This is a genomic window from Streptococcus oralis subsp. dentisani (genome assembly GCF_002096685.1).
GTDB classification, from domain to species: Bacteria; Bacillota; Bacilli; order Lactobacillales; family Streptococcaceae; genus Streptococcus; species Streptococcus oralis_AD.
This window is the reverse complement of record NZ_NCVA01000039.1, coordinates 24,641-48,898: the sequence shown is the minus strand read 5'-3', so window position 1 is coordinate 48,898 and position 24,258 is coordinate 24,641. Positions and strand designations below refer to the sequence as shown.

At 42.9% G+C, this 24,258-nt stretch carries 25 protein-coding genes, 1 tRNA gene and 1 other RNA gene; 4 read left to right on the top strand and 23 right to left on the bottom strand.

Translation table 11 applies throughout. From position 1 onward, the window contains the following. Nucleotides 1–5 precede the first annotated feature (5 nt). From B7705_RS03010 to B7705_RS02975, 8 genes are all read right to left on the bottom strand, one after another. Nucleotides 6–941, bottom strand: a complete 936-nt coding sequence (locus B7705_RS03010) for a serine hydrolase domain-containing protein (RefSeq protein WP_084947649.1) — start codon at nt 939–941, stop codon at nt 6–8. Continuing rightward, a complete protein-coding gene (locus B7705_RS03005; RefSeq protein ID WP_084947646.1) occupies nt 938–1,663 on the bottom strand; it encodes a CppA N-terminal domain-containing protein in 726 nt (241 codons plus the stop codon). Before B7705_RS03005 ends, B7705_RS03010 begins: the two co-directional genes overlap by 4 nt. A gap of 123 nt (nt 1,664–1,786) precedes the next feature. Beyond that, complete coding sequence (gene gla, locus B7705_RS03000; protein ID WP_084947642.1) at nt 1,787–2,656, bottom strand: aquaglyceroporin Gla; 870 nt, start codon at nt 2,654–2,656, stop codon at nt 1,787–1,789. A 157-nt stretch (nt 2,657–2,813) separates the two neighbouring features. After that, complete coding sequence (locus tag B7705_RS02995) at nt 2,814–3,980, bottom strand: ATP-grasp domain-containing protein (RefSeq protein ID WP_084947639.1); 1,167 nt, start codon at nt 3,978–3,980, stop codon at nt 2,814–2,816. A 12-nt stretch (nt 3,981–3,992) separates the two neighbouring features. After that, nucleotides 3,993–4,733, bottom strand: a complete 741-nt coding sequence (locus tag B7705_RS02990) for an esterase family protein (RefSeq protein WP_084947637.1) — start codon at nt 4,731–4,733, stop codon at nt 3,993–3,995. A 20-nt stretch (nt 4,734–4,753) separates the two neighbouring features. Continuing rightward, the gene (locus B7705_RS02985) at nt 4,754–5,578 is read right to left on the bottom strand and encodes an alpha/beta hydrolase (RefSeq protein WP_084947634.1); all 825 of its coding nucleotides are present in this window, start codon (nt 5,576–5,578) and stop codon (nt 4,754–4,756) included. 136 nt (nt 5,579–5,714) lie between these two features. Beyond that, the gene (gene thiI / locus B7705_RS02980) at nt 5,715–6,929 is read right to left on the bottom strand and encodes a tRNA uracil 4-sulfurtransferase ThiI (RefSeq protein WP_084947632.1); all 1,215 of its coding nucleotides are present in this window, start codon (nt 6,927–6,929) and stop codon (nt 5,715–5,717) included. 8 nt (nt 6,930–6,937) lie between these two features. Next, nucleotides 6,938–8,080, bottom strand: coding sequence for a cysteine desulfurase family protein (locus B7705_RS02975; protein ID WP_084947629.1), 1,143 nt, complete (start codon nt 8,078–8,080; stop codon nt 6,938–6,940). Between the two features lie 137 nt (nt 8,081–8,217). Here B7705_RS02975 and B7705_RS02970 point away from each other — a divergent pair, with 137 nt between their 5' ends. Further along, entirely contained in the window at nt 8,218–8,643 is a 426-nt protein-coding gene (locus B7705_RS02970) for a DUF6556 family protein (RefSeq protein WP_084947627.1), read from the top strand. Nucleotides 8,644–8,687: 44 nt separating this feature from the next. Here the strand turns inward: B7705_RS02970 and B7705_RS02965 are convergent, their stop codons facing one another. The 4 genes from B7705_RS02965 to B7705_RS02950 all read right to left on the bottom strand — a co-directional run bounded on the left by B7705_RS02965 (nt 8,688) and on the right by B7705_RS02950 (nt 14,677). Then, a complete protein-coding gene (locus B7705_RS02965) occupies nt 8,688–10,994 on the bottom strand; it encodes a DNA translocase FtsK (RefSeq protein WP_084948145.1) in 2,307 nt (768 codons plus the stop codon). An 85-nt stretch (nt 10,995–11,079) separates the two neighbouring features. Continuing rightward, nucleotides 11,080–13,032 (bottom strand): PTS fructose transporter subunit IIABC, encoded by a 1,953-nt coding sequence (locus B7705_RS02960; protein ID WP_084947624.1) that lies wholly within the window; start codon nt 13,030–13,032, stop codon nt 11,080–11,082. Then, nucleotides 13,029–13,940, bottom strand: a complete 912-nt coding sequence (gene pfkB / locus B7705_RS02955; protein WP_084947622.1) for a 1-phosphofructokinase — start codon at nt 13,938–13,940, stop codon at nt 13,029–13,031. Before pfkB ends, B7705_RS02960 begins: the two co-directional genes overlap by 4 nt. Beyond that, nucleotides 13,937–14,677, bottom strand: a complete 741-nt coding sequence (locus B7705_RS02950) for a DeoR/GlpR family DNA-binding transcription regulator (RefSeq protein WP_084947619.1) — start codon at nt 14,675–14,677, stop codon at nt 13,937–13,939. The genes pfkB and B7705_RS02950 overlap by 4 nt, the downstream gene beginning before the upstream one ends. A gap of 161 nt (nt 14,678–14,838) precedes the next feature. Here B7705_RS02950 and B7705_RS02945 point away from each other — a divergent pair. Then, nucleotides 14,839–14,926, top strand: a tRNA-Ser gene (locus B7705_RS02945). A gap of 146 nt (nt 14,927–15,072) precedes the next feature. Here B7705_RS02945 and ssrA read toward each other — a convergent pair. The 4 genes from ssrA to B7705_RS02925 form a co-directional block, all read right to left on the bottom strand. Next, nucleotides 15,073–15,420, bottom strand: a transfer-messenger RNA (tmRNA) gene (gene ssrA / locus B7705_RS02940). Nucleotides 15,421–15,478: 58 nt separating this feature from the next. Beyond that, nucleotides 15,479–16,114 (bottom strand): SGNH/GDSL hydrolase family protein, encoded by a 636-nt coding sequence (locus tag B7705_RS02935; protein WP_084947616.1) that lies wholly within the window; start codon nt 16,112–16,114, stop codon nt 15,479–15,481. 1 nt (nt 16,115) lies between these two features. Next, a complete protein-coding gene (locus B7705_RS02930; protein WP_065371700.1) occupies nt 16,116–16,943 on the bottom strand; it encodes a Cof-type HAD-IIB family hydrolase in 828 nt (275 codons plus the stop codon). A gap of 23 nt (nt 16,944–16,966) precedes the next feature. Then, nucleotides 16,967–18,286 carry a CapA family protein gene (locus tag B7705_RS02925; RefSeq protein ID WP_080980458.1) on the bottom strand — a complete coding sequence of 440 codons (1,320 nt, stop codon included), beginning with the start codon at nt 18,284–18,286 and terminating at the stop codon, nt 16,967–16,969. Nucleotides 18,287–18,441: 155 nt separating this feature from the next. Between B7705_RS02925 and def the strand changes: the two genes are divergently transcribed. Both def and rlmB read left to right on the top strand, forming a co-directional pair. Continuing rightward, entirely contained in the window at nt 18,442–19,053 is a 612-nt protein-coding gene (def, locus tag B7705_RS02920; RefSeq protein WP_042767740.1) for a peptide deformylase, read from the top strand. Between the two features lie 44 nt (nt 19,054–19,097). After that, entirely contained in the window at nt 19,098–19,826 is a 729-nt protein-coding gene (rlmB, locus tag B7705_RS02915; RefSeq protein WP_084947614.1) for a 23S rRNA (guanosine(2251)-2'-O)-methyltransferase RlmB, read from the top strand. Nucleotides 19,827–19,862: 36 nt separating this feature from the next. On the opposite strand, the gene trxB is transcribed toward rlmB, so the two are convergent. The 7 genes from trxB to B7705_RS02880 all read right to left on the bottom strand — a co-directional run bounded on the left by trxB (nt 19,863) and on the right by B7705_RS02880 (nt 24,217). Continuing rightward, nucleotides 19,863–20,774, bottom strand: a complete 912-nt coding sequence (trxB, locus tag B7705_RS02910) for a thioredoxin-disulfide reductase (protein WP_084947612.1) — start codon at nt 20,772–20,774, stop codon at nt 19,863–19,865. A 65-nt stretch (nt 20,775–20,839) separates the two neighbouring features. After that, nucleotides 20,840–21,064 (bottom strand): DUF4059 family protein, encoded by a 225-nt coding sequence (locus B7705_RS02905; protein ID WP_000924293.1) that lies wholly within the window; start codon nt 21,062–21,064, stop codon nt 20,840–20,842. Nucleotides 21,065–21,141: 77 nt separating this feature from the next. Next, complete coding sequence (locus B7705_RS02900; RefSeq protein WP_000590992.1) at nt 21,142–21,885, bottom strand: amino acid ABC transporter ATP-binding protein; 744 nt, start codon at nt 21,883–21,885, stop codon at nt 21,142–21,144. Beyond that, nucleotides 21,885–22,685, bottom strand: coding sequence for an amino acid ABC transporter permease (locus B7705_RS02895; protein WP_084947610.1), 801 nt, complete (start codon nt 22,683–22,685; stop codon nt 21,885–21,887). The genes B7705_RS02900 and B7705_RS02895 overlap by 1 nt, the downstream gene beginning before the upstream one ends. A gap of 156 nt (nt 22,686–22,841) precedes the next feature. Next, on the bottom strand, nt 22,842–23,198 hold the full coding sequence (locus B7705_RS02890; protein ID WP_084947607.1) for an arsenate reductase family protein: 357 nt from the start codon (nt 23,196–23,198) through the stop codon (nt 22,842–22,844). Between the two features lie 12 nt (nt 23,199–23,210). Then, a complete protein-coding gene (locus B7705_RS02885) occupies nt 23,211–23,726 on the bottom strand; it encodes a methylated-DNA--[protein]-cysteine S-methyltransferase (RefSeq protein ID WP_084947605.1) in 516 nt (171 codons plus the stop codon). Beyond that, nucleotides 23,723–24,217, bottom strand: a complete 495-nt coding sequence (locus tag B7705_RS02880) for a GNAT family N-acetyltransferase (protein WP_084947602.1) — start codon at nt 24,215–24,217, stop codon at nt 23,723–23,725. Before B7705_RS02880 ends, B7705_RS02885 begins: the two co-directional genes overlap by 4 nt. Between the last annotated feature and the right edge of the window lie 41 nt (nt 24,218–24,258).

The window sequence follows — 24,258 nt, the reverse complement described above, 5'->3', positions numbered from 1 at the left end:
TCTTCCTACTCCTCTTGACGAATCATTTCCATCACTTGATTTCGATCGACTATCCACTGGGCACGCTCATCCTTCTCATACGTTCGATTGGATAAAAAGATAGCGGCTTCCTGTATCTCTCGATTCCACATGATGAAGGTACCTGTATAGCCCGTATGGTCGAGCCAGGTTCCCTCCAGATTCCAAGCTAGAGAACGCTCTTTATCATCTAAGGGAGAGTAATTTCGGCTCAAGTTTTCAGCAAAATCATCTTTCAGATAATGTTCCAAAAAGATTTGCAAATCCTTAACAGTTGAAAATAAACCAGCACTTCCAGCATGTTTTCCTAAAAGACGAGCTTTGGGATCGTGGATGTTTCCGGCTTCCACTCCTCTCACTGTTGGTACAGCATGCTCTACGGGGCCAAACTTGGTTTCCGTCATTCCCCATGGGTTCAAAACTTGTTCTTCTATAATCTGATCCAAGTCTTGTTCAAAGATTTTTTCCAAAAGAAAGCCCAAGAGTAAAAAGTGAACATCTGAATAGAGGAAGGCTAGCTGATTTCGTCTGTTGAGGTGAAACATGGCCTCTCTTAATTCCTCAGCGCTTAACTGGTCTCTGTTAGGAATAAAAGGATCTAGGTATGTTGCGTGGGTCAAGAGTTGACGAATAGTGATATCTGGATAATCACATTCAGCGAAATAATCCGTCACTGGTCGATCAATATTTAATTTGCCCTGCTGCCACAAGAAGGTAAAGACTGTCCCTACTCCAAGAACCTTACTGACACTGGCTAGGTCATAGACTAGCCCTGAATCTGTTTTCAAACCTTTCTCAGGGTCACTCAAGCCTAGGTAAGATTCTCTCCATTCTCCGTCCTTAAAATACGCAAAAGAGGCCCCGGGATAGACCCCTGCCTCGATTTGATTTTCTATTTTTCTTAGAATTTTTTCCCACTTCATGCTTCTTCAAACCACAATTCGATATTATTGTTGTCTTTACCAAGGAAGAATTTTTCAGACTTGGGAACAAAATAGCCTGTCTTTTCGAATTTATGACGAAGACTGGTTAAATCAAAATTCTTTACTAAAAATTTCAGCATAGACAAGTCCCAGGTAACATTGTTTTCAACAGTCAAATCTGGACCTTCCCCTTTGGTAAAGCTAATTGTCTTGGCTACTACTTCGGGATCAAGTATACTCTCCGTCCCCTCAGGAAAACGCAACTCCATAGAAATCTCAAATTGACTCAAGTATTTTATACTTTTATTTGAAGAAAATTCAGGAACAGTTTCCAGTGGAACCAAATCTCTTATATCATTTTCCGCATGAACAAGAATCACATCCTGTTCAGGAGAAACAATCTCAAAAGCATAACCACAGCTTCCTTTAAATAGGCGAGGAAGAGACTCCATCTGTGAAAGAAGATCCTCAATTTCAGAAGGATTCTTAACTTTTACCAAGAGTCTGGCTAGTTTCTTAAGCCCTTCAACTCTCCGAGTTCGCATACTGGGAGCCTCTTCGAGAATCAACTTTTCAACACCTGTTTGGTCACCAAGTGAAAGGAAAGCAGATTCTTCTAATAAGGGCTTCATTCCAAGAGTTTCAATGTAAAATTTTTCATTTAATTTTCGGTTATTGACCTTCAAAGTCGGAATAATTTGTATCATTTGATTTGCATTCATAGCTTCCTCCAACTCTTTTATTTTAAAGGATTTTAGGATTTTTTACAAGCTATTCCACTTAAATTCTAGAATTTTTTACAAAAATTTCCGATAAAAAAACTGGGGTTCCCCAGTTTCATTTTATTATAGGTAAAGTAGTTTAAAGACTGCTACTGCTGCAATACCAGCTGCGATTGGAGCTACAACTGGAACCCATGCATACCACCATTTTGAATCACCCTTGTGTTGACCAAGAACTGATTTTGGAAGGAGTTCGTGAAGAAGACGTGGTCCGAAGTCACGAGCCGGGTTCAAACCAGGTCCAGTAGGTCCACCAAGTGAAGTTACCAAGGCCATCACTAGGAAACCAAGTGCCAAGTGAGCAACTGAAAGTCCAGCAGCTGTGTGTGGTGCTACTTGAGCTTTTACTGCCAATTCACTTAAGTCAACAGTTTGACCAGCTTGAGTAGCCATTTGTTTCATGTATTGAAGAACCTCAGCACCGAAGAAGTTTTTAGTCAAACCAAGCGCTGCAAAGAAAAGAACAAATGAACCTACAAACTCATTGAGGAAGCCGTTAACAGTAGCTGCGAAACGTGATTCTTTTGTACCGTGGTCGATGCTCGAAATTGTTGAGAAGGTACCCAAAATATTGTTAGGATTTTCTGTTTTCAAGTAATAAGGACGGTGAGTCGCTACAACCAAAGCTTGACCAAAAATTGCCCCCAAAACTTGCGCAAGGATGTAAAACGGTACTTGATCCCAAGAGAAAAGTCCGCTAACAGCAAGTCCAATAGTGAAAGCTGGGTTGATGTGGTTACCAGAAACGTTACCGAACATCAAGGCTGGGATCATAACCCCCATACCATAACCAACAGCGATAACGAGCCAGCCACTTTGGTGACCTTTCGTACCTTTAAGTTCAACGTTGGCAACTGCACCATTTCCAAGAATGATCAAAATAGCAGTTCCCAAAAATTCAGTGGCATATTTAATAGCCCATGTAAAATCCATTTGATAGATTCTCCTTAATTTTTTTTAGACAATCCTTATTCTATCAATTTTTAGGCCTTTTCGCAACCGATTTTCTAAAAGAATCTCTGGAAAACGCTTTATTTAACTTATCTTTAAGAAAAGGACAAAAGAAGTCAAACTCCTTTCATCCTTTTCGTTACTCCTGACGTTGACCAAAGTCCGCAATCATCTGCTCCATCTCTTGGCGACTCGGAGTAGTCAGCATGTAAAGGTAGTCCCCTTGTAGCTCTGCGAAGGCAGCTGGCATGATTTTTTTGACCTTGAATTGCTGGCTGTATTTGGCAAGAAGATCCTCTTCTGAATAAACATAGTTGGCATTGGCACGACGTGATGTAGCTAAACAGTATTGTGGTTCAAACTCTGATACTGGGAACTCTTCTCCTGCAACAATAGCTGCATAACCTCGGTAGAGATCCAAAGAGTGAGCGAAGTTATAAACATCAATGGTAAAGCCACCTGCAGGACGATTATTGTACTCAATGGCAATGTAGTCGTCCCCGTCACGGAAAAACTCAATATGGAAAAAGCGTTCTCTCATTCCAAATTCCTTGACTATAGCCTCACCATACTTGCGTAGTTTGGGATCCATATCCTTAAGCACATAGTAGGAATTGTCCATCTTATAAATCATCAGATCAAGTGGTGTATGGGCATAATCAAAAGTCGTTGAAAAGACGATATTGCCATCCTTGTCCACAAGCCCGTCAAAGGTACAGATTTCGCTAGAAGTGACAAATTTTTCAAAGAAATACACGATTGAATGGTCCCATTCTTGCTTGAATCGGTCCACATCTTCCTGACTTTCCAACTTAAAGGTGGCTGCCGCTCCCACTCCGTTATCAGGTTTGGCAATCATTGGTAGACCGATTTCTTTCACTGCTTTATCCACATCTGCTTCCGTCTGGATAACAGTACCAGGTACCACAGGAACGCCTGCTTTTTTGAAAAGTTTCTTCATCTCAGACTTAAACTTGGTCTTTTTGAGATCCTCTGGTTTGGCACCAAAGACATTGAATTGCTCTCTGAGTGTTGCGTCCAGCTCAAGCCAGTATTCATTGTGGGACTCTATGCGGTCGATTGGTCCATGCTTGTAGAACAGAAAGGCAACAGCACGCTTGACTTCGTCTATGTTTTCAAGATTATCTACACGGAAATACTCGGTCAGGCTATTTCGCAAAGGCTCATCCAGTTGTTCGTAAGGTTCTTGACCAATCCCCAAAACGGTGATGCCTTTATTGGCTAGCTCGATGGTAAACTGTTGAAAGTTTTGCGGATAGTAGGGAGAAATAACAAGGTAATTCATAGGCAACTCCTTTTATAGATACAGGTGTCCAAGAAAATAGGGCATTTGTTTACGCCACCATTCCCAGTCGTGGGCGACATCGTGTCCCCATTCAGCAAACCAGGCTGGAATTTGTCTCTGGTCAAAGGCTTCTTTGAGCTTGTAGAAAGATGGTAGACCGTCTTGTTCCCAGGCACCAAGTCCCGTACAGACGACGATTTCTGCCTGACGGTAACGATCAATAAACCATCCGTCGTTTTGATTCCAGATATAATCTACAGGCGAGTTCTGGTAAATAGCATCATCATTGTAGTAATCTCCAACGAAGAAACGTGCGTCGTAAACACCACTGAGAGCGACCACTTTGGTAAATACATCTGGATGCTGGAGGAAGAAATTGAGTGCATGGTAGGCCCCCATTGAGCAACCCGTTGTCATCATACCGTCAAACCAACCTGTCTTATGCTTGATAAAAGGAATGGCCTCCTCAATCACGTAGCGTTCGTAGGCACGATGCATCTCTGCTTGGTCGTGACCGTTTTTCCAAGTGGCCAACCAGCTCTCACTGTCCACACTGGATAGAGTGAAGAACTGGACACGCCCATCCTCGATAAAGGAAGCACAGGCATCAATCATGCCAAAATCATAATATTCGTTGTGACTGCCACCAGATGAAGCAAAAACCACAACTGGAATCCCAGCATACCCATAACGGTTGAGGTACATTTCACGATTAAGATTGCCACTCCAGTGGCTGAGGTTTTCAATATGCATTGGCTTTCTCCTTTCTTAACTTACCATTTCTCTGCAAAAAATCGGAGACAGTCTGGTAAATTTTCCGACCATGGAATCTCACTATGGATGGCACCAGACTGAACTTTCAAGACAAGATTATCCAAGCCTACTCCACCTGCAATCAAATCATGGTAATAGCGAAGCGATGAGTCGATATAGGCTTGCTTGATATTGCCAGCCATCAAGGTCTTGTCCGTATCGTCTGCTTCTTCTGTTCCTACATAAATGAAAATGCGCTGATCAGGCGACAATTTCTTACGCTCGATGTAGCGGTTAAAGGCTTCTTGGTGGAGCCAGTTGGCAGATGAAAAGACTCCTAGACAACCAATTCGGTCTTGGTACTCTAGTCCGATAAACTGGGTAATATTGCCTCCTAGTGACGAACCAATCATAGCCGTATGCTGGCGATCAGCTTTGGTACGATAGGTTTCATCGATAAAAGGCTTGACCACCTCCATGACAAACTCAGCATATTCCACACCCTTACCGCCAAACTGCTGCCCTGGGATAGGAGATTCTTGAAACTTCCAAGCCGCATACTCATTCATACGACCCATACCATCATTATCAATAGCAACGACAATCATGCGACTGATATCAGGATTCCGCTTAATGGCCGGAATAATCTTCCAAGAGTGTCCGATATAAGACTCCTTGCTGTAAAAGACATTTTGCCCATCATGAAAGTAAACAACAGGGTAAAAACGGTCTGTATCTTTCTCATAATCCTTTGGCAGGAGAACACGCACACGACGCTCTTTTCCAGTATAAGGAACCTTGAGTTTGTGTTCTTTCATTTTCAAGTAAAAGTAGGAATGATTCATTGTCAGAAAACTCTCTATATTCAAAAATTTATCTCATTATACCATAAAAATAGAAAAAAAGTCAGTAAATGTCCATTTTAAGGATAAATAACTAACTTTTTTCATTTGTTTTTCTGAATTCTTCTGGATTTTCTGATTAGAGGAGATTATCAATTAACTCATCGACAGCGTCTTTTTCAGCTTGAGGTGTAATCTCAGTAATCATGATACCAGCCACTGCTCGCTCAACCAAACCTTCAACATCCATCCATTTTTCATACTTCTCAGCATTCTCTATCTTAGGATTGGTCTTAGGACGATCAGGCGCAAAAATAGTACAGCAGTCCTCAAAAGGCTGGATAGAAATGTCAAAGGTATCAATTTCCTGAGCGATGTCAATAATTTCCAACTTGTCCATAGTAACAACAGGGCGAATGATGGGAGTGTTGGTCACAGCGTTGATAGCCTGCATACTTTCCAAGGTCTGGCTAGCTACTTGACCTAGACTTTCCCCATTGATGATGACCAGACCCTTTCTCACCTCACGGATACGGTCGGTAATCCGCATCATAAAGCGACGCGTCAAGGTCATGAGGTAGGCTTCTGGCGCCTTTGCCTTGATTTCTTCTTGAATCTCTGTGAAAGGCACCTCGATAAACTGGATATTGCCACCGAACTTGGTCAATTTACGAGTCAAATCTTGGGCTTTCTTAAGGGCACCAGGACTTGTGTAAGGTGGGCTGGCAAAGTGAACGGTCTCAATATCTACTCCACGTTTAAGGGCTAGATAACCTGCTACAGGCGAGTCAATCCCCCCTGACAACATGAGCATGCCCTTACCAGAAGTCCCCACAGGCAAGCCACCTGCTCCACGAATGGTTTCATAGGAAAGATAAGCCGCCTCTTCACGAATCTCCACCTGAAGATTGATATCGGGATTTTTCATTTGAGCTTGGACATTTGGAATAGCTTCGAATACTGCTCCACCAAGTGTTTGATTGAGTTCACGACTGTCGAGTTCAAAGTTGTGGTCACTACGTCTACTAGAGATTTTAAAGGTCATGCCCTCCTTGTAGATGTCCTGCATAATCTCTTGGGCAGCAGCCTTAAGCCTTACAACTGACTTTTCAACCTTATATACTGGAGAAAAATTTTGAATCCCGAAGACTTGTTTGAGAGATTCTGCAACCGCTGTGTAGTCGGCTCCATTCAGGTAAGCGTGGGCACGGTCGCGATCAGCAGTTACCTTAACTTGGGGATAGATGGACAAGACGTCCGAAATGTTATTGCGAAGTTTATTGATGAAACGCATGCGGTTTTTGCCCTTGGTTGACAACTCTCCGTAGCGAATCATAATTTCTGAATACTGCATGAATGCTCCTATCTTACTTTTCCAGTTTGATTGTAGATTAATTTTAGCTTGGTCAAAAACTGCTCAACCTGACTCATATCATTTTCCAGGTCCAGACTTAGGCGCACAGCTGACTGGGCCTTCTCCTTGTCCACTCCCATGGCAATCAAGGTCCCCGCAGGTTTTCCTGCCTTGGACGAACAAGCAGAGGTTGTCGAAATGAAAATGTCATAGTCTTCAAAAGCGTGAACAATGACTTCACCACGAACACCTTTAATCCCAAAAGTCAGGATATGAGGGGCAAAGTCTTCCTCATCTGAAAAGACAAAAATATCTGGATAGTCCAAAAGCGCTTGGCGAATGACTGATCTCATCTGCCCTGCCTTACTAGCAAAGATAGCTAACTTTTCCATAGACAAACGGAGAGCCTTGGCTGTTGCGGCAATTCCTGCCACATTTTCAGTTGTTGAGCGATAATCGTGCTCTTGACCACCACCTGTCAAAAGAGGCGTAATTTTCTTACCAGACTTGATATAGACAAAGCCAACGCCTCTGACACCATGAAACTTATGACTTGAGAAGGTTGCAAAATCCACTCGATCTGTCAGATACTTTTCAGTCGGAATCTTAGCAAGTGCCTGAACCGCATCAACGTGGAAGGAAATGGTCGGCTTGTCTGCCAAAAGTTTTGAAATAGCTTCAATGGGCTGGATAGAGCCGATTTCATTGTTCACAGCCATGACTGAAACAAGCGTCGTATCAGGTCGTATCAAATTCGCTAGAGCCTCAACATCCACAAATCCTTTCTCATCAACCGGAGCAAAATCCACCTCAAAACCTTGACTTTTCAGCCAGAGGGCTGATTCCTTGACTGCTGGATGTTCAATTGCTGATACGATGATGTGCTTGCCAAACTGGGCTTTTTCAAAGGCCACACCCTTGATGACCCAGTTATCCCCTTCTGTTCCACCAGAGGTAAAGAAGATTTCATCTCTCTTCTTGCCAATTAAATCTGCAATTTGCTGACGGGAAGCATCTAAAATTCGTGTTGCCTGATCTCCCAAACGATGGAGACTAGAAGGATTTCCTAGAATTTTTGAAGCGACCTGCATATAGGTCTCAAGTGCTTCAGGATAAGGCTTGGTCGTTGCCGAATTATCAAAGTAGATCATGTTTTCTCACGCTTTCTAAAATCACTCCTTCTATTGTATCATGAAACGAAGCTTGCGACAAGAAAGGGAGGTTTCTCTTTTTTTAAGATTTTTTTAAAGAAATGAGGTATAATAAATCATAATCAAAGGAGAGTATCATGTCTAACTATCGTAGAACTTCAAAACCAAAAACAGAACACATCAAAAAGGGATTCACTGTCTTTCAAAAAACGATTGCTACCATCGGTAGTATCCTTGGCCTAATCACTGCTACTATCACCATCATGAACGCCATGGATAATAACAAAAACAACAAAAAAGAACCGACAACAACCCAAACAACTGTTGTCAAGGAAATTCAAAAGGAATCGCCTCAGGAAAATACTACACCTAACAAGGACAATACTTCTACTAAAGAAAATACCCCGCAAGAAGAAACTTCTCAATCCAATAAAAAAGAAGAGCAAAAAGAAGATAAGAAAACAACAACTCAGGATTCTTCTACACCTTCCTCAACAAAAGAAACAAGTGATAGCGGTACACAGTCAAATACGACGAATTCTGAAACTAAAACGAACCAGTAATCACAAAAATAACTTCTTTCCAAATTTGGAAAGAAGCTGTTTTTTTATTGTTGCAATACTTTTCGCGGTTTGGTTCCTTCAGCTGGACCGATAACACCTGCCATTTCGAGTTCTTCCATAAGGCGGGTCGCACGGTTAAATCCAACCGACAAACGACGCTGAATCATCGAAGCACTGGCTTTCTGCGTCTCGATAACCAGAGCCTTAGCTTCTTCAAAAAGCGGATCGCCGCCAGCTTCACCATCTGAAAATTCTCCTTCATTTTCAGAAACCTCACCTGGATCAAAACTCTCATCGTAGTCCGCATCCGCCTGAGCCTTGATGAAGTTTACAATGCGTTCGACATCATCATCTGAGATGAAGGATCCTTGTAGACGGACTGGGTGATTTTCATCGATTGGTTTAAAGAGCATGTCTCCTCTACCAAGCAATTTTTCTGCTCCATTTTCATCCAAGATGGTTCGTGAGTCTGTACCTGATGAAACTGCAAAAGCCACACGAGAGGGGACATTGGCCTTGATAAGACCAGAGATAACATCAACCGATGGACGTTGCGTTGCGAGAATCATGTGAATCCCTGCGGCACGCGCCTTCTGTCCGAGACGAATGATGGCATCTTCCACTTCCTTGCTAGCCACCATCATGAGGTCTGCCAACTCATCCACAATGACAACAATCAAAGGAAGCGCTACTTGTTTGTACTCAGACTGGCTATTAAATTCCTCGACCTTAGCATTGTAACCAGCGATATTTCGCACACCAACCTTAGCAAAGAGTTCATAACGGTTTTCCATCTCATCCACAACCTTTTGCAGAGCCTTGCTGGCCTTTCGTGGATTGGTCACAACTGGAATCAAGAGGTGTGGAATGTCATTGTAAACGGATAACTCAACCATCTTAGGATCCACCATCATAAACTTGACCTGGTCAGGTCTTGCTTTCATGAGAATGCTGGCAATAATACCGTTAACTGCAACTGACTTCCCTGATCCTGTCGAACCTGCCACGAGTAGGTGCGGCATCTTGGAAAGGTCAAAGGTTCGAGCAGTTCCATTGACCGCCTTCCCTAGAGGGATTTCAAGGAGATTTTCTGGTTTTGTTTGAGACTGTTCCCAGAGTTCGCGGAAGGAAACGGTCGCGATCTCAGAGTTAGGAACCTCAATTCCGACTAAGGATTTACCAGGTATTGGAGCCTCAATCCGAACATCCTTGGCCGCCAGAGCCAGCGCTAAGTCATCTGCCAGATTGGAAATGCGGTTAACCCGTACACCAACTGCTGGCTTGACTTCATACTTGGTTACTGATGGTCCAATTTCAGCCCGTTCAACCGTCACCTTGATACCAAAACTAGCAAAGGTTTCTTCTAGGATTTTGATATTTTCTCGAACAATCTTCTTTTCCTTGGACTGATCTTTGGGTTTATCTGGCGCAAAGAGTTGCAAGCTTGGCAGTTTGTATTCGAGAGCTTCTTTGGCAGAAAAATCAACCTGCACCTCTTCATCCTCAAAGTCTTCTTCCTCTTCTGGAACTTCAAAGTCAGCTTGAGGGAGGATAATCTCCGGTTCACTCCATTCTTCCTCAGGAATTGGTGAAAGTTCGTAGTCTGGTACTTCTGGTAAGATTTCTCCAGTTTCAGGATCTACAGGAGGAAGCGGTAGTGCATCCTGTTCTTCTTGTTCTCTCTTGATTCTAGCTGCTTCTTCAGCTTCTTGACGAGCCTTCTCTTCTTCTCTCTTGATGAAGCGTTCCTGTTTTCTCTGTTCCTGTTTTTCCATGAAGGATCTGAACTGAGCTCCAATAAAGGCTGCAACATCATAAATAGACCAAGGACTAACCAAGAGTGCCCCAACTAGAATCAAGAGAACTCCAATAAAGTACGATCCGATATTGGAGAAAAGAAAGGCTATGGGGATATAAAGTCCAACACCAAGCAGGCCTCCACCAGCGAAGCTAGTCACCCGGATACCAGTCAGATCCGTCATAACTTGAGCCAAGGTCCCTTTTAGAACTGACTGCTCCAAGCCATATTTCCATACCAAGTAGGCCTCAAAAATCAAGAGCAAGCCAGCGAAGATACAGAGAAATCCTGACAGAAGCCCCTCCTTCTTGCGTATCCATTTAAAAAGAAAAAGATAGATGAGGAGGGCACCTATAGCCACGTAGGCCAAACTTCCGACAACCAGTCGAATGAGATTGTAAAGAGTGACACCTGCCGCGCCGAGTTTGAGGGCTGCAATAATCAACAATAAGGCAATTCCTAAGGAAATCAACATCCTCTGAATAGCCTGTTTTCTTTCAAGTTCTGCTTTAGACGGTCTTCGTCTTGTCTTTGTAGTATTCTTGTTTGCCATTCTTTTATTATACCATATTTCACAGCCATTTCGAACAGAGAAAAAGATTGCACCAAAGGGTACAATCTTTCTATTCTGATCCTTTTTATGCTTGTGGTTTGCGTAGGTAACCATAAACCACACCGCTTACGATTGCACCAATCAAGACAAAGACTAGGTAAAGTAGGGCATTTGAAGTAAGGGCGATGACGAAGATTCCTCCGTGTGGCGCCATGAGTTTGATACCAGCAAGACCAACGAGTCCGCCTGCCACCGCAGAACCAAGGATGAAACTTGGGATCGCACGAGCTGGGTCAGCAGCACCAAACGGAATCGCTCCCTCAGTGATGAATGACAAGCCCATGATGATGTTTGTCAAACCAGAGTTGCGTTCTTCTTTGGTAAATTTATCTTTGAAAAGAAGGGTTGCGACAAAGATGGCAAGTGGTGGCACCATTCCTCCAGCCATAACTGCCGCCATAGCTACAGAACCACCTGAAGAAACAGTCGCTGCAAGCGTACCTGTACCAAAGACATAAGCTGCTTTATTAACAGGTCCACCCATGTCGACAGCCATCATTCCACCAAGAACAATACCAAGAAGGACAGCTGAACCTCCTCCAAGACCGCCTAGGAAGTCATTCATAGCAGTGTTGATTGCTGCCATTGGAATGTTGACAGCCAGCATGACAAATCCTGTCAAGATTGTTCCAAGAAGTGGCAAGAGAAGGATTGATTTTGCCCCTTCAAGTGAACGAGGAACTTTAACATATTTCTTGATAGCGAGAACCAAGGCACCTGCGATAAATCCACCAACAAGGGCACCTAGGAAACCAGATGAGACACCTGCAAGAGTTGAAGTTGCTTCACCACCTGCGGCATAAGGAATTTTACCAAAGGCAAAACCTTCTTTGGCAATAGCACCAGCAACGAAACCAGCTACCAAACCTGGTTTTTCAGCGATAGAATAGGCTACGTATCCTGCAAAAACTGGAAGCATCAAGCCAAAGGCAGCGCCACCGATTTTCATGAACATAGAAGCGAGTTCATGGTAGGATCCGAGATTGCCAAGACTATCTTGAGGCACACCCAAAGCACCGTCAATCAAGAAAGCAAGGGCAATCATGATACCACCACCGATAACAAATGGCAACATTTGAGATACACCACTCATCAAGTGTTTGTAGAAGGCACCACCAAGGCTTTGTTTTTCATTAGATGCTGTTGCAGCTTTTGCTCCATTAGCGACACGATAAACTTCAGCATCTCCTGAAAGAGCCAAGTTGATCAATTCTTCAGTCTTACGGATACCGTCTGCAACCGGGCGATTAACCAAAGGTTTTCCGTCAAAGCGGTCCATCTCAACAGCCTTGTCTGCTGCGATGATAACAGCTTTAGCCTTGCGGATGTCCTCTGCAGTCAATTGGTTTCCAACACCGCTGGCACCGTTGGTTTCAACCTTAATCCCAACACCCATTTCAGCAGCTACTTTTTGAAGGGCTTCTTGAGCCATGTATGTGTGGGCAATACCTGTCGTACAAGCTGTAACAGCTACGATAAAGTCGCCAGAGTCATTAGCAGGTGCTTGAACAGGCTCCTCAGCTTTTTCTGAAGCTTGGTTAAATAGTTCGATAACTTGATCTGCAGATGTTACTTGGCGAAGTTTGTCAGCGAAACCATCTTTCATCAAGTATTGAGACAATTCTGCCAAGGCTGCCAAGTGAGTATCATTGGCACCTTCCGGAGCTGCAATCATGAAGAAGAGGTCTGTTGGTTGCCCATCCAAGCTTTCGTAGTCAACACCCTTGTTTGACTTGGCAAAAAGAACCGTTGCTTCTTTTACAGCAGAGTTTTTGCTATGAGGCATAGCAATTCCGTCACCCAAACCAGTGGAAGTTAGAGCTTCACGCGCTAAAATTCCTTCTTTAAAGGTTTCAAAATCTGTCACATAACCGTGATCTACCAAACTTTTAATCATCTCTTCGATGACAGCTGTTTTTTCAGTTGCCTGCAAATCCAGCAACATGACATCTTTTCTCAATAGGTCTTGAATTTTCATCGTTTTTCTACCTCAACTTTTTCATATGTTTCTTTAATAAATTCCGCTGTTGCCAAGTCATCCGAGAAGGTAGTTGCCGTTCCACAAGCCACTCCCCATTTGAAGGCTTCTACCGCATCTTTAGATTTGACAAATTCACCGGTAAATCCAGCGACCATAGAGTCGCCAGCCCCCACTGAATTTTTCACTGTTCCCTTGATGGGTTTAGCGAAGTAAGCTCCTTCAGATGTGACAAGGAGGGCACCGTCCCCAGCCATAGAGATAATGACGTTTTGAGCACCTTTAGCCAGCAACTCACGAGCATATTTCTCGATTTCATCTAAACTTTCAAGTTTTACTCCAAAGATAGCTCCAAGTTCGTGATTGTTTGGTTTAACCAAAAGTGGCTGGTAGTCCAAACTATCAATCAAGGTTTGTCCTTCAAAGTCACAAACCACTTGCGCACCCGTCTGGCGTGTCAATGCAATCAAATCCTTGTAGATGACATTGCCTAGATTTTTAGCACTTGAACCCGCAAACACAACTGTATCTTCCGCTGTCAGACTTGTTAAAATCGATTTTAACTCTTCTAGCTGAGCGGGTTCGACATTTGGACCCGTTCCGTTGATTTCTGTTTCTTGGTCTGCTTTGATTTTAACATTGATACGAGTATCTTCTGCTACTTGGACAAAACTAGTTTCGATTTCCTCTTCTGCCAAAGTATCTGTGATAAATTTACCAGTAAAACCTCCAATGAATCCAGTCGCTGTATTTGGAATATCCAAGCGTTTCAAAACACGACTGACATTGATTCCTTTGCCACCAGCAAACTTATCATCACTGTCCATACGATTGACACTACCGACTTGAACTTGATCCAAGCGAACGATATAGTCAATGGATGGATTGAGCGTGACTGTATAAATCATACTTCTATTACCTCCGTTTTCTCCTTAATAGCCTGCAAGAGCTCATGCCCTTGACTTGTGATGACAATAGCGCGTTTAAGTGGTGCTACCTTGGCAAAGCAAGTTTGTCCAATCTTAGATGAATCCACCAAGACATAGGTTTGTTTGGCATTCTCCAAAATAGCACGTTTCACAGCTCCTTCCTCCATATCTGGAGTTGTATAATAGCCATCGTCGACACCATTCATCCCAATAAAGGCACGGTCAAAGTGCAATTGATTGATTTGGTTAAGAGCAACACCACCGATACAAGCATCTGTTGCCATCTTCACACTTCCTCCAACCATGACAGTTGGAATCTGCTTTTCAACCAGCTGAACCGCATGGTGAATGGAGTTGGTCACAACGGTAATATCCTTATTGGTCAATTCCTTGATCAGAAAAGCTGTTGTCGTTCCAGCATCGATAAAGATAACATCTTTTTCCTTAATAAGAGAGGCCGCTTTCTGAGCCAGCAGTTTCTTTTCTTGAAGGTTTTTGACAGATTTTTCTTGGATGGTTTCTTCTTCCTGCAAGGAGTGAGGCAATTCTGCTCCTCCATGTACACGGCGAAGCTTGTTCTCCGCTTCCAACTCATCCAAATCTCTTCGTACCGTTGATTCTGATGTTTCTAATAGACTAACCAATTTTTCTAGGGAAACTACATGATGTTGATTTAACTCCTCTAAAATCAGTTGCTTCCGCTCAGTTTTTAACACCTAATCACCTCCTGTTATCGTTTACACTAATTATTCTATCACATTCTCTACCAAAGTCAAGCATTTTTTATCACTTTCTTTCAAAAACTATCATTTTTCTCATTTCCAAAATTTTTATTGCAAGATGAAGCGCTTTATGGTAGACTATTTTAGTAAGCATTGGAAGATTACTCAAGAGGCTTAAGAGGCCGTGTTGGAAACGCGGTAGGCGTGTAACAGCGTGCGTGGGTTCGAATCCCATGTCTTCCGTAGAAAAGAAAAATTATTTTGGGGATACGACAAAAATGTTGTATCCTTTGTTGTATCCTTTTTTTACAAAAGACTGCCAAGGAATACCAAAGGCAAAAATAAAAAAACGTTGATTTAACAACGTTTTATAAAGTTTTGTGAAAGAATAATGGAGCCGGTGGGAGTCGAACCCACGTCCAAACACCTGCCAACATATTTGTCTACAACCATAGGTTATGTATTGTTTTAACAGTCCCTCGACACATAACTCAAGCCTAGGAACTGCGAGTCTATTAATCTCTTATCAAACCACTAGACAAGGCTTGATCGTATCTCGCTAATCATAAGACCTGTCATTGAACACGAGCAATCCAAATCAGGTCACGCCTGCTGGTTTTTAGGCAGCTAGAGCGTAAGAAGTGTTATTTTTTGCAGTTATATTTAACTGAGCGTTTACGTCGCCACACGGGTTGCAAAATATGCCTCATAATGCCTGTCGAATCCGTAACGACCCCAGGATATTAGAACTATTATAACCTATCTTCAAAAAAAATGCAAAATCAAGCCGTTTCTTTAGAAAAGAACCCCTTTTAAGGCTTCTGATAAGGCTTGATAACCGGCTACACTTAGATGGAGGCCATCCGTTGTATAGGCTGATTGAAGTTGCCCTTCTGAATCCGTCAAACTATCATAAATCGGCACAAAATCTACCTGCACATAGGCGGATGCTAGAGCATCATAGGCTTGATTCCATTCTCTAATCTTTTCATTGGTACGAATATATACTGTCTGCTTGTATTTCTCTCCCTCATTGACTGGCAAAATGGAAAGGAGCTTTATTTGTGACAGCGGATATTCTCTGGCAATCGATTGGATTACACGCTCGAGATTATCCAAGGCTTCATTCATGGGAATATCTTTTCCAATATCATTTGTCCCAATTAGGAGAACAATTTGATCCACAGCATCACCATAAAGATGGGCATCTAGATTCTCTAATAACAGTTTCGTCTGGTAGCCTCGGATGCCACGATTGACAATCGTCTTTGCAGTCCCAAACAACTCTTGTAGAGGATAATATTCCACAATCGAATCGCCGATAAAAATTACATCTGGCTCTAGGACAGAAACTTGATTCAATTCACGATACTTGGTTTGAATCTTCTCCTGCTCTTTTAGGAGCCAATTCTCTAATAACTGTACTGCCACCCTATCCCTCTTTCTCTAACCAATTCTCTAGAACTTGATAAACGCCCGCCTGGCTGTTGGCTGGTGCCAGGGCAGTCGCAACTGCCTTGACATTATCAGCTGCATTTTCCATCGCATAGGCAATTCCAGCCAGCTCTAACATTTCGACATCATTTTCACTATCACCAAAAGCCATGATCTGTTCCGATGTCAAATCCCAGCGCTTGAGTAATTCTTCCAATCCCCATGCTTTATGAATCCCGGCTTGGAGGATGTCAATGCAACCATAACCGCTGGAAACAGCTCTTACACGCCCATCAAAGAGGTCATTGATTTCCTGCAAAACAGAACTAGAACGTTCCTCTCCAACAACCATGCTCATCTTTAACACTCCACCAAAGAGGTCAGCTTGCAAGTCTTCCACAAAATTCATTCGTTGATAGAACTTTTCAATCATCTCTGGTGTCATAAATTTTTCTAGGTCTGTAAAAACAGTCCCTTTCTTGACAAAACCACCCTTCATACCTGTTACGACAAACTGATCTCGGCACTCTCTCCCTTTAAAATGAACTAAAGCCTTATCAACCATGGCATCATCCCAGGTCTGCGCTTGAATCAGTTTATTGTTTTCAAAAATACGCGCCCCATTGGCAACGACTAGAACTACTCTACTCGCCAAGTGTTCTAGTAATTGCCTCATACGGTGAACTTCATTCCCCGTCGCAATGACAAAACGAATATCCCTTTGATCCAGCAGATCTAAAATCTTTTCCAAGCGGGGCAAATCCAGCTGCCCCCTTGGGTCTAGCAAGGTTCCATCCATGTCTGTTGCAATTAATTTAATCGTCATCATATCTCCTTTAGGGCGAGTACCTACCACTTCAACCCTACATGTTCATTCATTTCTTTATAGGCCGTGTCAATTCGTTCCTTGGTCGCCTCATCCAACTGCTCACGGTGACTGCCTCCCTCGATGAAGTCCTCTAGGATATAGGTCTGATAGAGGAAGAGCGGATAGCCTTCTGGAGAGTAAGTCCCTTTGGGTGTTCGATTGACCCAAGTAGGATGCGCTTTGGCCGTTTCAATCCTAGTCTTGCCATCTTTTTTCTTAATGGTCACATCCATGAGAACACCGCGCTCCGTCCACTTGGCATTTTCCTCGTCTTGCATGGTTTCAATGCGTTGATTTGAGAGGAAATTTCCCATGGAGTAGATGATCAGTTTTTTGTCACCATCTTTTTCAACTGTTTCAGCAGGTTCAACGACGTGAGGATGCCCTCCAAAGATAATATCTGCTCCCCAGTCAATCATCTTATGGTACAGTGTTTTCTGTTCTTCCGTTGGTTCTAGCTGGTACTCAATTCCCATCTGAGGCATGATGACAGTAATATCCGCCTCCTTCTCTGCACGCTCGATTTCTGCCTTCATCTTATCTTCATTCAAATCAGAAAGATAGCGATTATAGTCCTCTTGAGAGATATACTGCTCAATGCCATTAAAACCGTAAGAATAGGCCAGGAGAGCTACCTTGATACCATTGACTTCCTTGATGACTATAGGTGCTTGGTCTCGGGATTCATGCGTGTAGACTCCGATGGGTGTCATTCCAGCCTTTTCAATAGCTTGAGCCGTCGAAACCACTCCCTCAATTTGAGAATCCAAGATGTGATTATGAGCCAAGTCTAGAACTTGGTAGCCTGCATCCTTGATCGCATCCATGACTTCCCCTGGTGCATTAAAGAGAGGATAACCTGCCAAGTAGTGGTCCTTGTTCACCGTTCCTTCAAAGTCACCAATCACCAAATCCGCTTGTTTGAGCCAGGGTTTTACATACTCAAAATTTTCATGGAAATCATAGGTCCCATCTTCTTTAAGAGCTGTTCGGTAGATGGGGATATGATAAAGAAGGTCACCATTTGCCATGATACGCGCCGTCGTTTCACCAGACTGATCTTCCTTGGATTGACTGGAAGTACTTGCAGAATCAAGAGTTTGACTACTAGGACTCGTTCCCTTACTACCTTGTACTGCTCGAACTAATAAGTTCCCCCCCATGGATAAGGCAACTGCAAGCAGTAACACAATAATAAACTGAGCATTGGTCCAGGATTTATAATTCCGAAAGAAACCAATACTTTTCTCCAACAATCCATCAATAGCTCCATGAGACCGTCTATCTTGTCGCTTTTCCATCTTTATTCCCCCCTTGCTTTTACTGCAAGTCTTTTCTTTTATTATACCACAGACAAAAGGGGAATATCGTTTATTATATTATTTTTTAGAAACTTCTGCGACTTTCTTTCTCGCCTATTTTGTGTTATCATGTAGAGGTAATGAAAGGAGAGAAAATGTCTGCAATAGAACGTATTACAAAAGCTGCTCACTTAATTGATATGAACGATATTATCCGCGAGGGGAATCCGACGCTTCGCGCAGTTGCTGAGGAGGTCACTTTCCCACTGTCTGACCAGGAAATCATCCTTGGTGAAAAGATGATGCAATTCCTCAAACATTCTCAGGATCCTGTTATGGCTGAGAAAATGGGGCTACGCGGTGGTGTTGGACTTGCTGCTCCCCAGCTGGATATCTCAAAACGCATTATCGCTGTTTTGGTCCCAAATATTGTTGAAGAAGGTGAAACTCCACAGGAAGCCTACGACTTGCAAGCTATTATGTACAATCCAAAAATCGTCTCTCACTCTGTTCAAGACGCTGCTCTTGGCGAAGGAGAAGGCTGCCTGTCTGTTGACCGCAACGTGCCTGGCTATGTTGTTCGCCATGCCCGCGTTACCGTTGACTACTTTGACAAAGATGGAGAAAAACACCGTATCAAGCTCAAAGGATACAACTCTATCGTTGTCCAACATGAAATTGATCACCTAAACGGAATCATGTTTTACGATCGTATCAATGAGAAAGATCCATTTGCTGTTAAAGATGGTTTACTGATTCTGGAATAAAGAAAATCCCGTTGCAAGACGGGGTTTTGTGTTATAATAGAGGCATGAAAACAAATGATATTGTCTATGGCGTCCACGCCGTTACAGAAGCCCTCCTTGCAAACACTGGAAATAAACTTTACCTCCAAGAAGATCTTCGAGGTAAGAATGTTGAAAAAGTCAAGGAACTGGCTACAGAAAAGAAGGTATCCATTTCTTGGACTTCAAAAAAATCCCTCTCTGAGATGACCGAAGGCGCTGTCCACCAAGGTTTTGTTCTACGAGTGTCCGAATTTGCCTATAGCGAGCTGGATCACATCCTTGCAAAAACACGTCAAGAAGAAAATCCACTTTTATTGATTCTGGATGGTCTAACTGACCCTCATAATCTGGGTTCAATCTTGCGAACAGCTGATGCGACCAATGTTTCAGGTGTCATCATTCCCAAGCACCGTGCTGTCGGAGTGACTCCTGTCGTTGCCAAAACGGCCACAGGTGCTATTGAGCATGTACCGATTGCGCGAGTGACCAACCTCAGTCAAACCCTAGACAAACTCAAGGACGAAGGCTTCTGGACCTTTGGAACGGATATGAACGGTACCCCTTGCTACAAGTGGAATACAAAAGGGAAAATCGCCCTCATCATCGGAAATGAAGGAAAAGGCATCTCTAGCAACATCAAAAAACAGGTTGATGAGATGATTACCATTCCCATGAATGGGCATGTTCAAAGTCTCAATGCCAGTGTTGCTGCAGCCATTCTCATGTACGAAGTTTTCCGAAACAGACTATAAAAAAGTTTCCAATCAAGTGATTGGAAACTTTTTTGCTTAACTATGTTCTGTGATAAATTTATAGGCTTCTTGACCAGCGATAGCCCCATCTCCAACTGCTGTTGTCACTTGGCGAAGATCTTTCTGGCGAACATCCCCAACCGCAAAGATACCGTCAACGGCAGTTTTCATGTGATTGTCTGTCACAATCCAGCCTGCCTGATCTTGAATATTCAAATCCTTAACAAAATCGCTAACAGGATCCAAACCGACGTAGATAAAGACACCTCCAAAGGTTTGCTCAGTCACTTGACCAGTTTTCACATTTTCAAATACGACAGATTCTACTCGGTTTTCACCTTTGATTTCCTTGACAACAGAATCCCAGATAAAGTTGACTTTCTCATTTGCAAAAGCACGGTCTTGCAAAACCTTTTGGGCACGAAGTTGGTCACGACGGTGAACAATGGTAACAGTCTTGGCAAAGCGAGTCAAGAAGAGAGCTTCTTCTACCGCTGAATCTCCACCACCGACTACGAGCAAGTCTTGGTCACGGAAGAAAGCTCCATCACAGACTGCACAGTAAGAAACACCTCGACTGTTCAGTTCTTCTTCTCCAGGAACACCCAAAAGACGGTGTTTTGACCCAGTTGCTACAATGACAGTACGGGTTTCGTAAACTTGATCATCAGTGATTACCTTCTTATAGTCACCATGGTCTTCAATATTTTCAACATAGCCATAAAGATGCTCCACTCCAAGGTTTTCAAGTGGTTCAAACATCTTTTCAGCCAATTCAGGTCCACTGATATTGGCATAACCTGGATAGTTTTCAATATCAGATGTGTTATTCATTTGCCCTCCTGGCAGACCACCTTCAATCAAAGCCACTTTCAGATTGCTTCGAGCAGCATATAAGGCAGCAGTCATTCCCGCAGGTCCAGCACCGACAATAATCGTATCGTACATTTCGATTCCTTCTTTCTTGTTGTAACTATCTTTATTCTAACTCATTCTTGCTAGTCACGCAAGGATTATGCCTTGAAAACCAAGAGCAAACTCATGACGGCAAAGGATAACACCGGAATGACCAAAACTCCAATCATAATCATATCATAGAGATGGGCTTGGCGAGCCTTGGCTGTCTTGTCCACACCAGACATAGCTCTCAATCCAATCCAAATCCCCAGAAAAATCACGACAAGGATGGTCGTTAAGATCAAACTCTCGAAATACAAAGAAAATAAATGCAGTAGCATGATCTCTCTCGTTTCTATCTTTTTTAAAGAGTAAACTCAGCTAGTCCAACTAACTGAGTTTCCCTTTTTCTATTATATCAAATATAAGTCCGTTTGTAACTAGCGAAGAATTCTTTTGTTCGTTCTTCTTTCGGATGATTGATGATTTCATCCGGTGTACCAGACTCGATGATTTTCCCTTTATCTAGGAATAGAACCTTGTCTGCCACTTGGGCTACAAAAGACATATCGTGACTGACCAAAATCATGGTCTGACCTGACTTGGCAGCGTCTGCAATAGACTTTTCTACTTCACCGACCAACTCTGGGTCCAGTGCCGACGTTGGTTCGTCCAAGAGCAAGACATCTGGTTTCATAGCAAGCGCACGCGCGAGGGCAACCCGTTGCTTCTGTCCACCTGATAAGTGGCGAGGATAATGGTTTTCACGGTCAGAAAGACCAACCTTGGCCAACTCTTCCTTAGCGATTTTTGTTGCTTCCTCGTCCGATAATTTTTTAACGACAACCAAACCTTCCTTGACATTGTCAAGAGCAGTTCGGCGTTCAAACAAATTAAACTGTTGGAAAACCATGGACAACTTGCGACGAAGGGTTAGGATTTCTTCTTGGCTAATCTGAGAAAAATCAACTTTAAAATTGTCAATCTGAATCGTTCCACTATCTGGAGTTTCAAGGTAGTTCAAACTACGAAGAAAGGTTGATTTCCCAGCTCCAGATGAACCAATCAAAGCCACTACCTCACCTTTTTGGATATCCAAGTTCAGATGATCCAAGACAGTCTGGCCTGAAAATGATTTACTTAAATTCGAAATCTTAATCATTAACGAAGGTCTCCTTTCACATCTGTTTGTACTGTATCCGGCGCTGAAATAGCCATTTTCTTCTCGATAAAACGACCGAGGCTTTCAATTCCGATATTGACTACCCAATAAACAAGGGCAACGGAAATAAAGCGCTCAAAATAGCGATAATCGGCTCCACCCAAAATCTGAGCCTGGGCAAAGACCTCCACAACACCTGCACTAAAGGCTAGAGAAGTTCCCTTAGTCAAACCGATGAGGGAGTTAATCAAAGTCGGTGTCGCTACCACCGCTGCATTTGGAATAATCACGCGACGGTAAACTTGAGCTCGCGTCATACCCAAACTACGCGCCGCCTCAATTTCACCTGGATTAACAGAAAGGATGGCTGCACGAATCGTTTCACTTGCATAAGCCGCCTCATTAAAAGCAAAGGCCACAATCGCAAAAAACGCCGCTGGAATCGCATTGATATTAAAACCAGTTCCCCATTGTTGATTGAGTGCTTTCAGAGCAAGTGGAATCCCGTAGTAGGTCAACATGAGCTGAACCAAAATCGGTGTCCCTTTTAAAAAGCTAACGAAAAAGGCCTGCAAGGGATATAGAATCTTAACACGATTGATTTTAACAATGGCGAAAACCAAGGCCAGCACCAAGCCAAAAATCGCACCTCCAAGCGTTAACATCAAGGTTGTAGGCAGTTGTTGGACAATCCTTGGAATTCCATCAAAGACCGAACGCAAACTAAAGAGCTTACCATCCGGAATGAGTTGCATCAAACTTTGGTACCAATCTGATGCTAAAAATGTTGTAACAGTCATAAAAACATCCTCTCCTGATAATGATTCATTCTATCATACTTCTGCTCGCAAGCAAATTATTTGCTACGGGCTGATCAGACTTTGTCTATCTTCTAGTTTATCACACTTTAAAACAGAGAGGCTATATATTTTACCTATCAAGGAGATAGATAAAAACTATCTCAAACCTAAGTCCTCATAGGTTTTTCTATAGCCGATTTGTTTAACAGCACCATTCTCCACCAAAATTGGGCGTTTCAATAACATACCATCACTCGCTAGAAGCTTGGCTGCTTCTTGTGTTGACAAACTTCCCACCTTATCTTTTAGGCCCAGTTCGCGGTATTTGATCCCGCTGGTATTGAAAAATTGTTTCACTTCAAAACCGGAAGTTTCCAACCACTTCAAAATCACGTCTTCACTTGGTGTTTCTTCTACGATGTGGACATCTTTGTAGTCCAGGCCAAGTTGATCCAATTCATTTTTTGCTTTCTTACAAGTTGAACATTTTGGGTATTCGATAAATTCTAACATCTTCTTTTCTTTCTATTTTTTATTTTCTTGAAATGCTGCACCTTCATGTTGCAAGAGCCAGGCTTTATTTTCGACTCCCGATGCATAGCCTGTCAAGCGATTGCCTGACCCCAGCACACGATGACAGGGTACGAGGATGGACCAAGGATTGCGCCCCACTGCTCCGCCAATCGCTTGGGCAGAACCCACTTGCAGGTCTTGAGCTATTTGTCCGTAAGTTACTGTTTGACCATAAGGAATGGCCTGTAAGTAATCCCAAACCCGCTTTTCAAAATCTGTTCCAATGGGAGCTAAAGGTAAGTCAGATAGATCCTGAACACTGCCTTCGAAATAGGTATCTAAATAGGAAATAACTTGCTCTAATACAGGATGGCTAGCAACTTCTTCTATCGTTTCATCTCCTAATCCCCTCTCAAAATGAGTTTGGTCCTGCACCCAAATTCCATACAGATATTGCTCGTCAGCAACTAAGGATAAGGTTCCAATTGGCGACGGGTAGAGCATCTTTGCGTACTTTTTCTGCTTCATTTTTTTAATTTCTGATAGGCCAAGCGTTCCCCATCAACTGGAACTTTTCCGACCTGCTGGAATCCTAGCTTTTCAAAAATATGCTGCATGGCCTTGTTTTCTGCATGCGTATCTGAACGAAAATCTAGATAATCAAAACCTTCAATCAAGCCTTCTAGGAAAGTCTGAGCAACACCCTGCCCTTGGACATCTGCCGCCACAGCGATACGGTGAAAGACCAGGTATTCTGATTCTGCTCCTTGCCAACTTCCTTCATAAATGGCTTCATAGGATTTCTCTGGGCTCTTGGTCACAGCAGCATAGGCTAGTAGTTCTCCTTCTTCCAAGGCCACATAGGCTTGGCCTGAGATGATATCATCAATAATGATATCTGCATTTGGATAGCCATTTTGCCACTGGTCACTACCAGACTCAGCTAAGCACTTTTTGGCATCCTCCATCACCTGCATAATCGCATCCACTTCGTTTGGAAAAGCTAAACGAATCTTCATCTTTTCCCCTCATTTCTAACTATTTTCTCTCATCATAGCAT

Coding starts and splice junctions, on each gene's coding strand:
- B7705_RS03010 (WP_084947649.1), bottom strand. CDS start 941: ATGAAGTGGGAAAAAATTCTAAGAAAAATAGAAAATCAAATCGAGGCA.
- B7705_RS03005 (WP_084947646.1), bottom strand. CDS start 1,663: ATGAATGCAAATCAAATGATACAAATTATTCCGACTTTGAAGGTCAAT.
- gla (WP_084947642.1), bottom strand. CDS start 2,656: ATGGATTTTACATGGGCTATTAAATATGCCACTGAATTTTTGGGAACT.
- B7705_RS02995 (WP_084947639.1), bottom strand. CDS start 3,980: ATGAATTACCTTGTTATTTCTCCCTACTATCCGCAAAACTTTCAACAG.
- B7705_RS02990 (WP_084947637.1), bottom strand. CDS start 4,733: ATGCATATTGAAAACCTCAGCCACTGGAGTGGCAATCTTAATCGTGAA.
- B7705_RS02985 (WP_084947634.1), bottom strand. CDS start 5,578: ATGAATCATTCCTACTTTTACTTGAAAATGAAAGAACACAAACTCAAG.
- thiI (WP_084947632.1), bottom strand. CDS start 6,929: ATGCAGTATTCAGAAATTATGATTCGCTACGGAGAGTTGTCAACCAAG.
- B7705_RS02975 (WP_084947629.1), bottom strand. CDS start 8,080: ATGATCTACTTTGATAATTCGGCAACGACCAAGCCTTATCCTGAAGCA.
- B7705_RS02970 (WP_084947627.1), top strand. CDS start 8,218: ATGTCTAACTATCGTAGAACTTCAAAACCAAAAACAGAACACATCAAA.
- B7705_RS02965 (WP_084948145.1), bottom strand. CDS start 10,994: ATGGCAAACAAGAATACTACAAAGACAAGACGAAGACCGTCTAAAGCA.
- B7705_RS02960 (WP_084947624.1), bottom strand. CDS start 13,032: ATGAAAATTCAAGACCTATTGAGAAAAGATGTCATGTTGCTGGATTTG.
- pfkB (WP_084947622.1), bottom strand. CDS start 13,940: ATGATTTATACAGTCACGCTCAATCCATCCATTGACTATATCGTTCGC.
- B7705_RS02930 (WP_065371700.1), bottom strand. CDS start 16,943: ATGACGATTAAATTAATTGCAACAGACATGGATGGAACCTTGCTAGAC.
- B7705_RS02925 (WP_080980458.1), bottom strand. CDS start 18,286: ATGGAAAAGCGACAAGATAGACGGTCTCATGGAGCTATTGATGGATTG.
- def (WP_042767740.1), top strand. CDS start 18,442: ATGTCTGCAATAGAACGTATTACAAAAGCTGCTCACTTAATTGATATG.
- rlmB (WP_084947614.1), top strand. CDS start 19,098: ATGAAAACAAATGATATTGTCTATGGCGTCCACGCCGTTACAGAAGCC.
- trxB (WP_084947612.1), bottom strand. CDS start 20,774: ATGTACGATACGATTATTGTCGGTGCTGGACCTGCGGGAATGACTGCT.
- B7705_RS02905 (WP_000924293.1), bottom strand. CDS start 21,064: ATGCTACTGCATTTATTTTCTTTGTATTTCGAGAGTTTGATCTTAACG.
- B7705_RS02900 (WP_000590992.1), bottom strand. CDS start 21,885: ATGATTAAGATTTCGAATTTAAGTAAATCATTTTCAGGCCAGACTGTC.
- B7705_RS02895 (WP_084947610.1), bottom strand. CDS start 22,685: ATGACTGTTACAACATTTTTAGCATCAGATTGGTACCAAAGTTTGATG.
- B7705_RS02890 (WP_084947607.1), bottom strand. CDS start 23,198: ATGTTAGAATTTATCGAATACCCAAAATGTTCAACTTGTAAGAAAGCA.
- B7705_RS02885 (WP_084947605.1), bottom strand. CDS start 23,726: ATGAAGCAGAAAAAGTACGCAAAGATGCTCTACCCGTCGCCAATTGGA.
- B7705_RS02880 (WP_084947602.1), bottom strand. CDS start 24,217: ATGAAGATTCGTTTAGCTTTTCCAAACGAAGTGGATGCGATTATGCAG.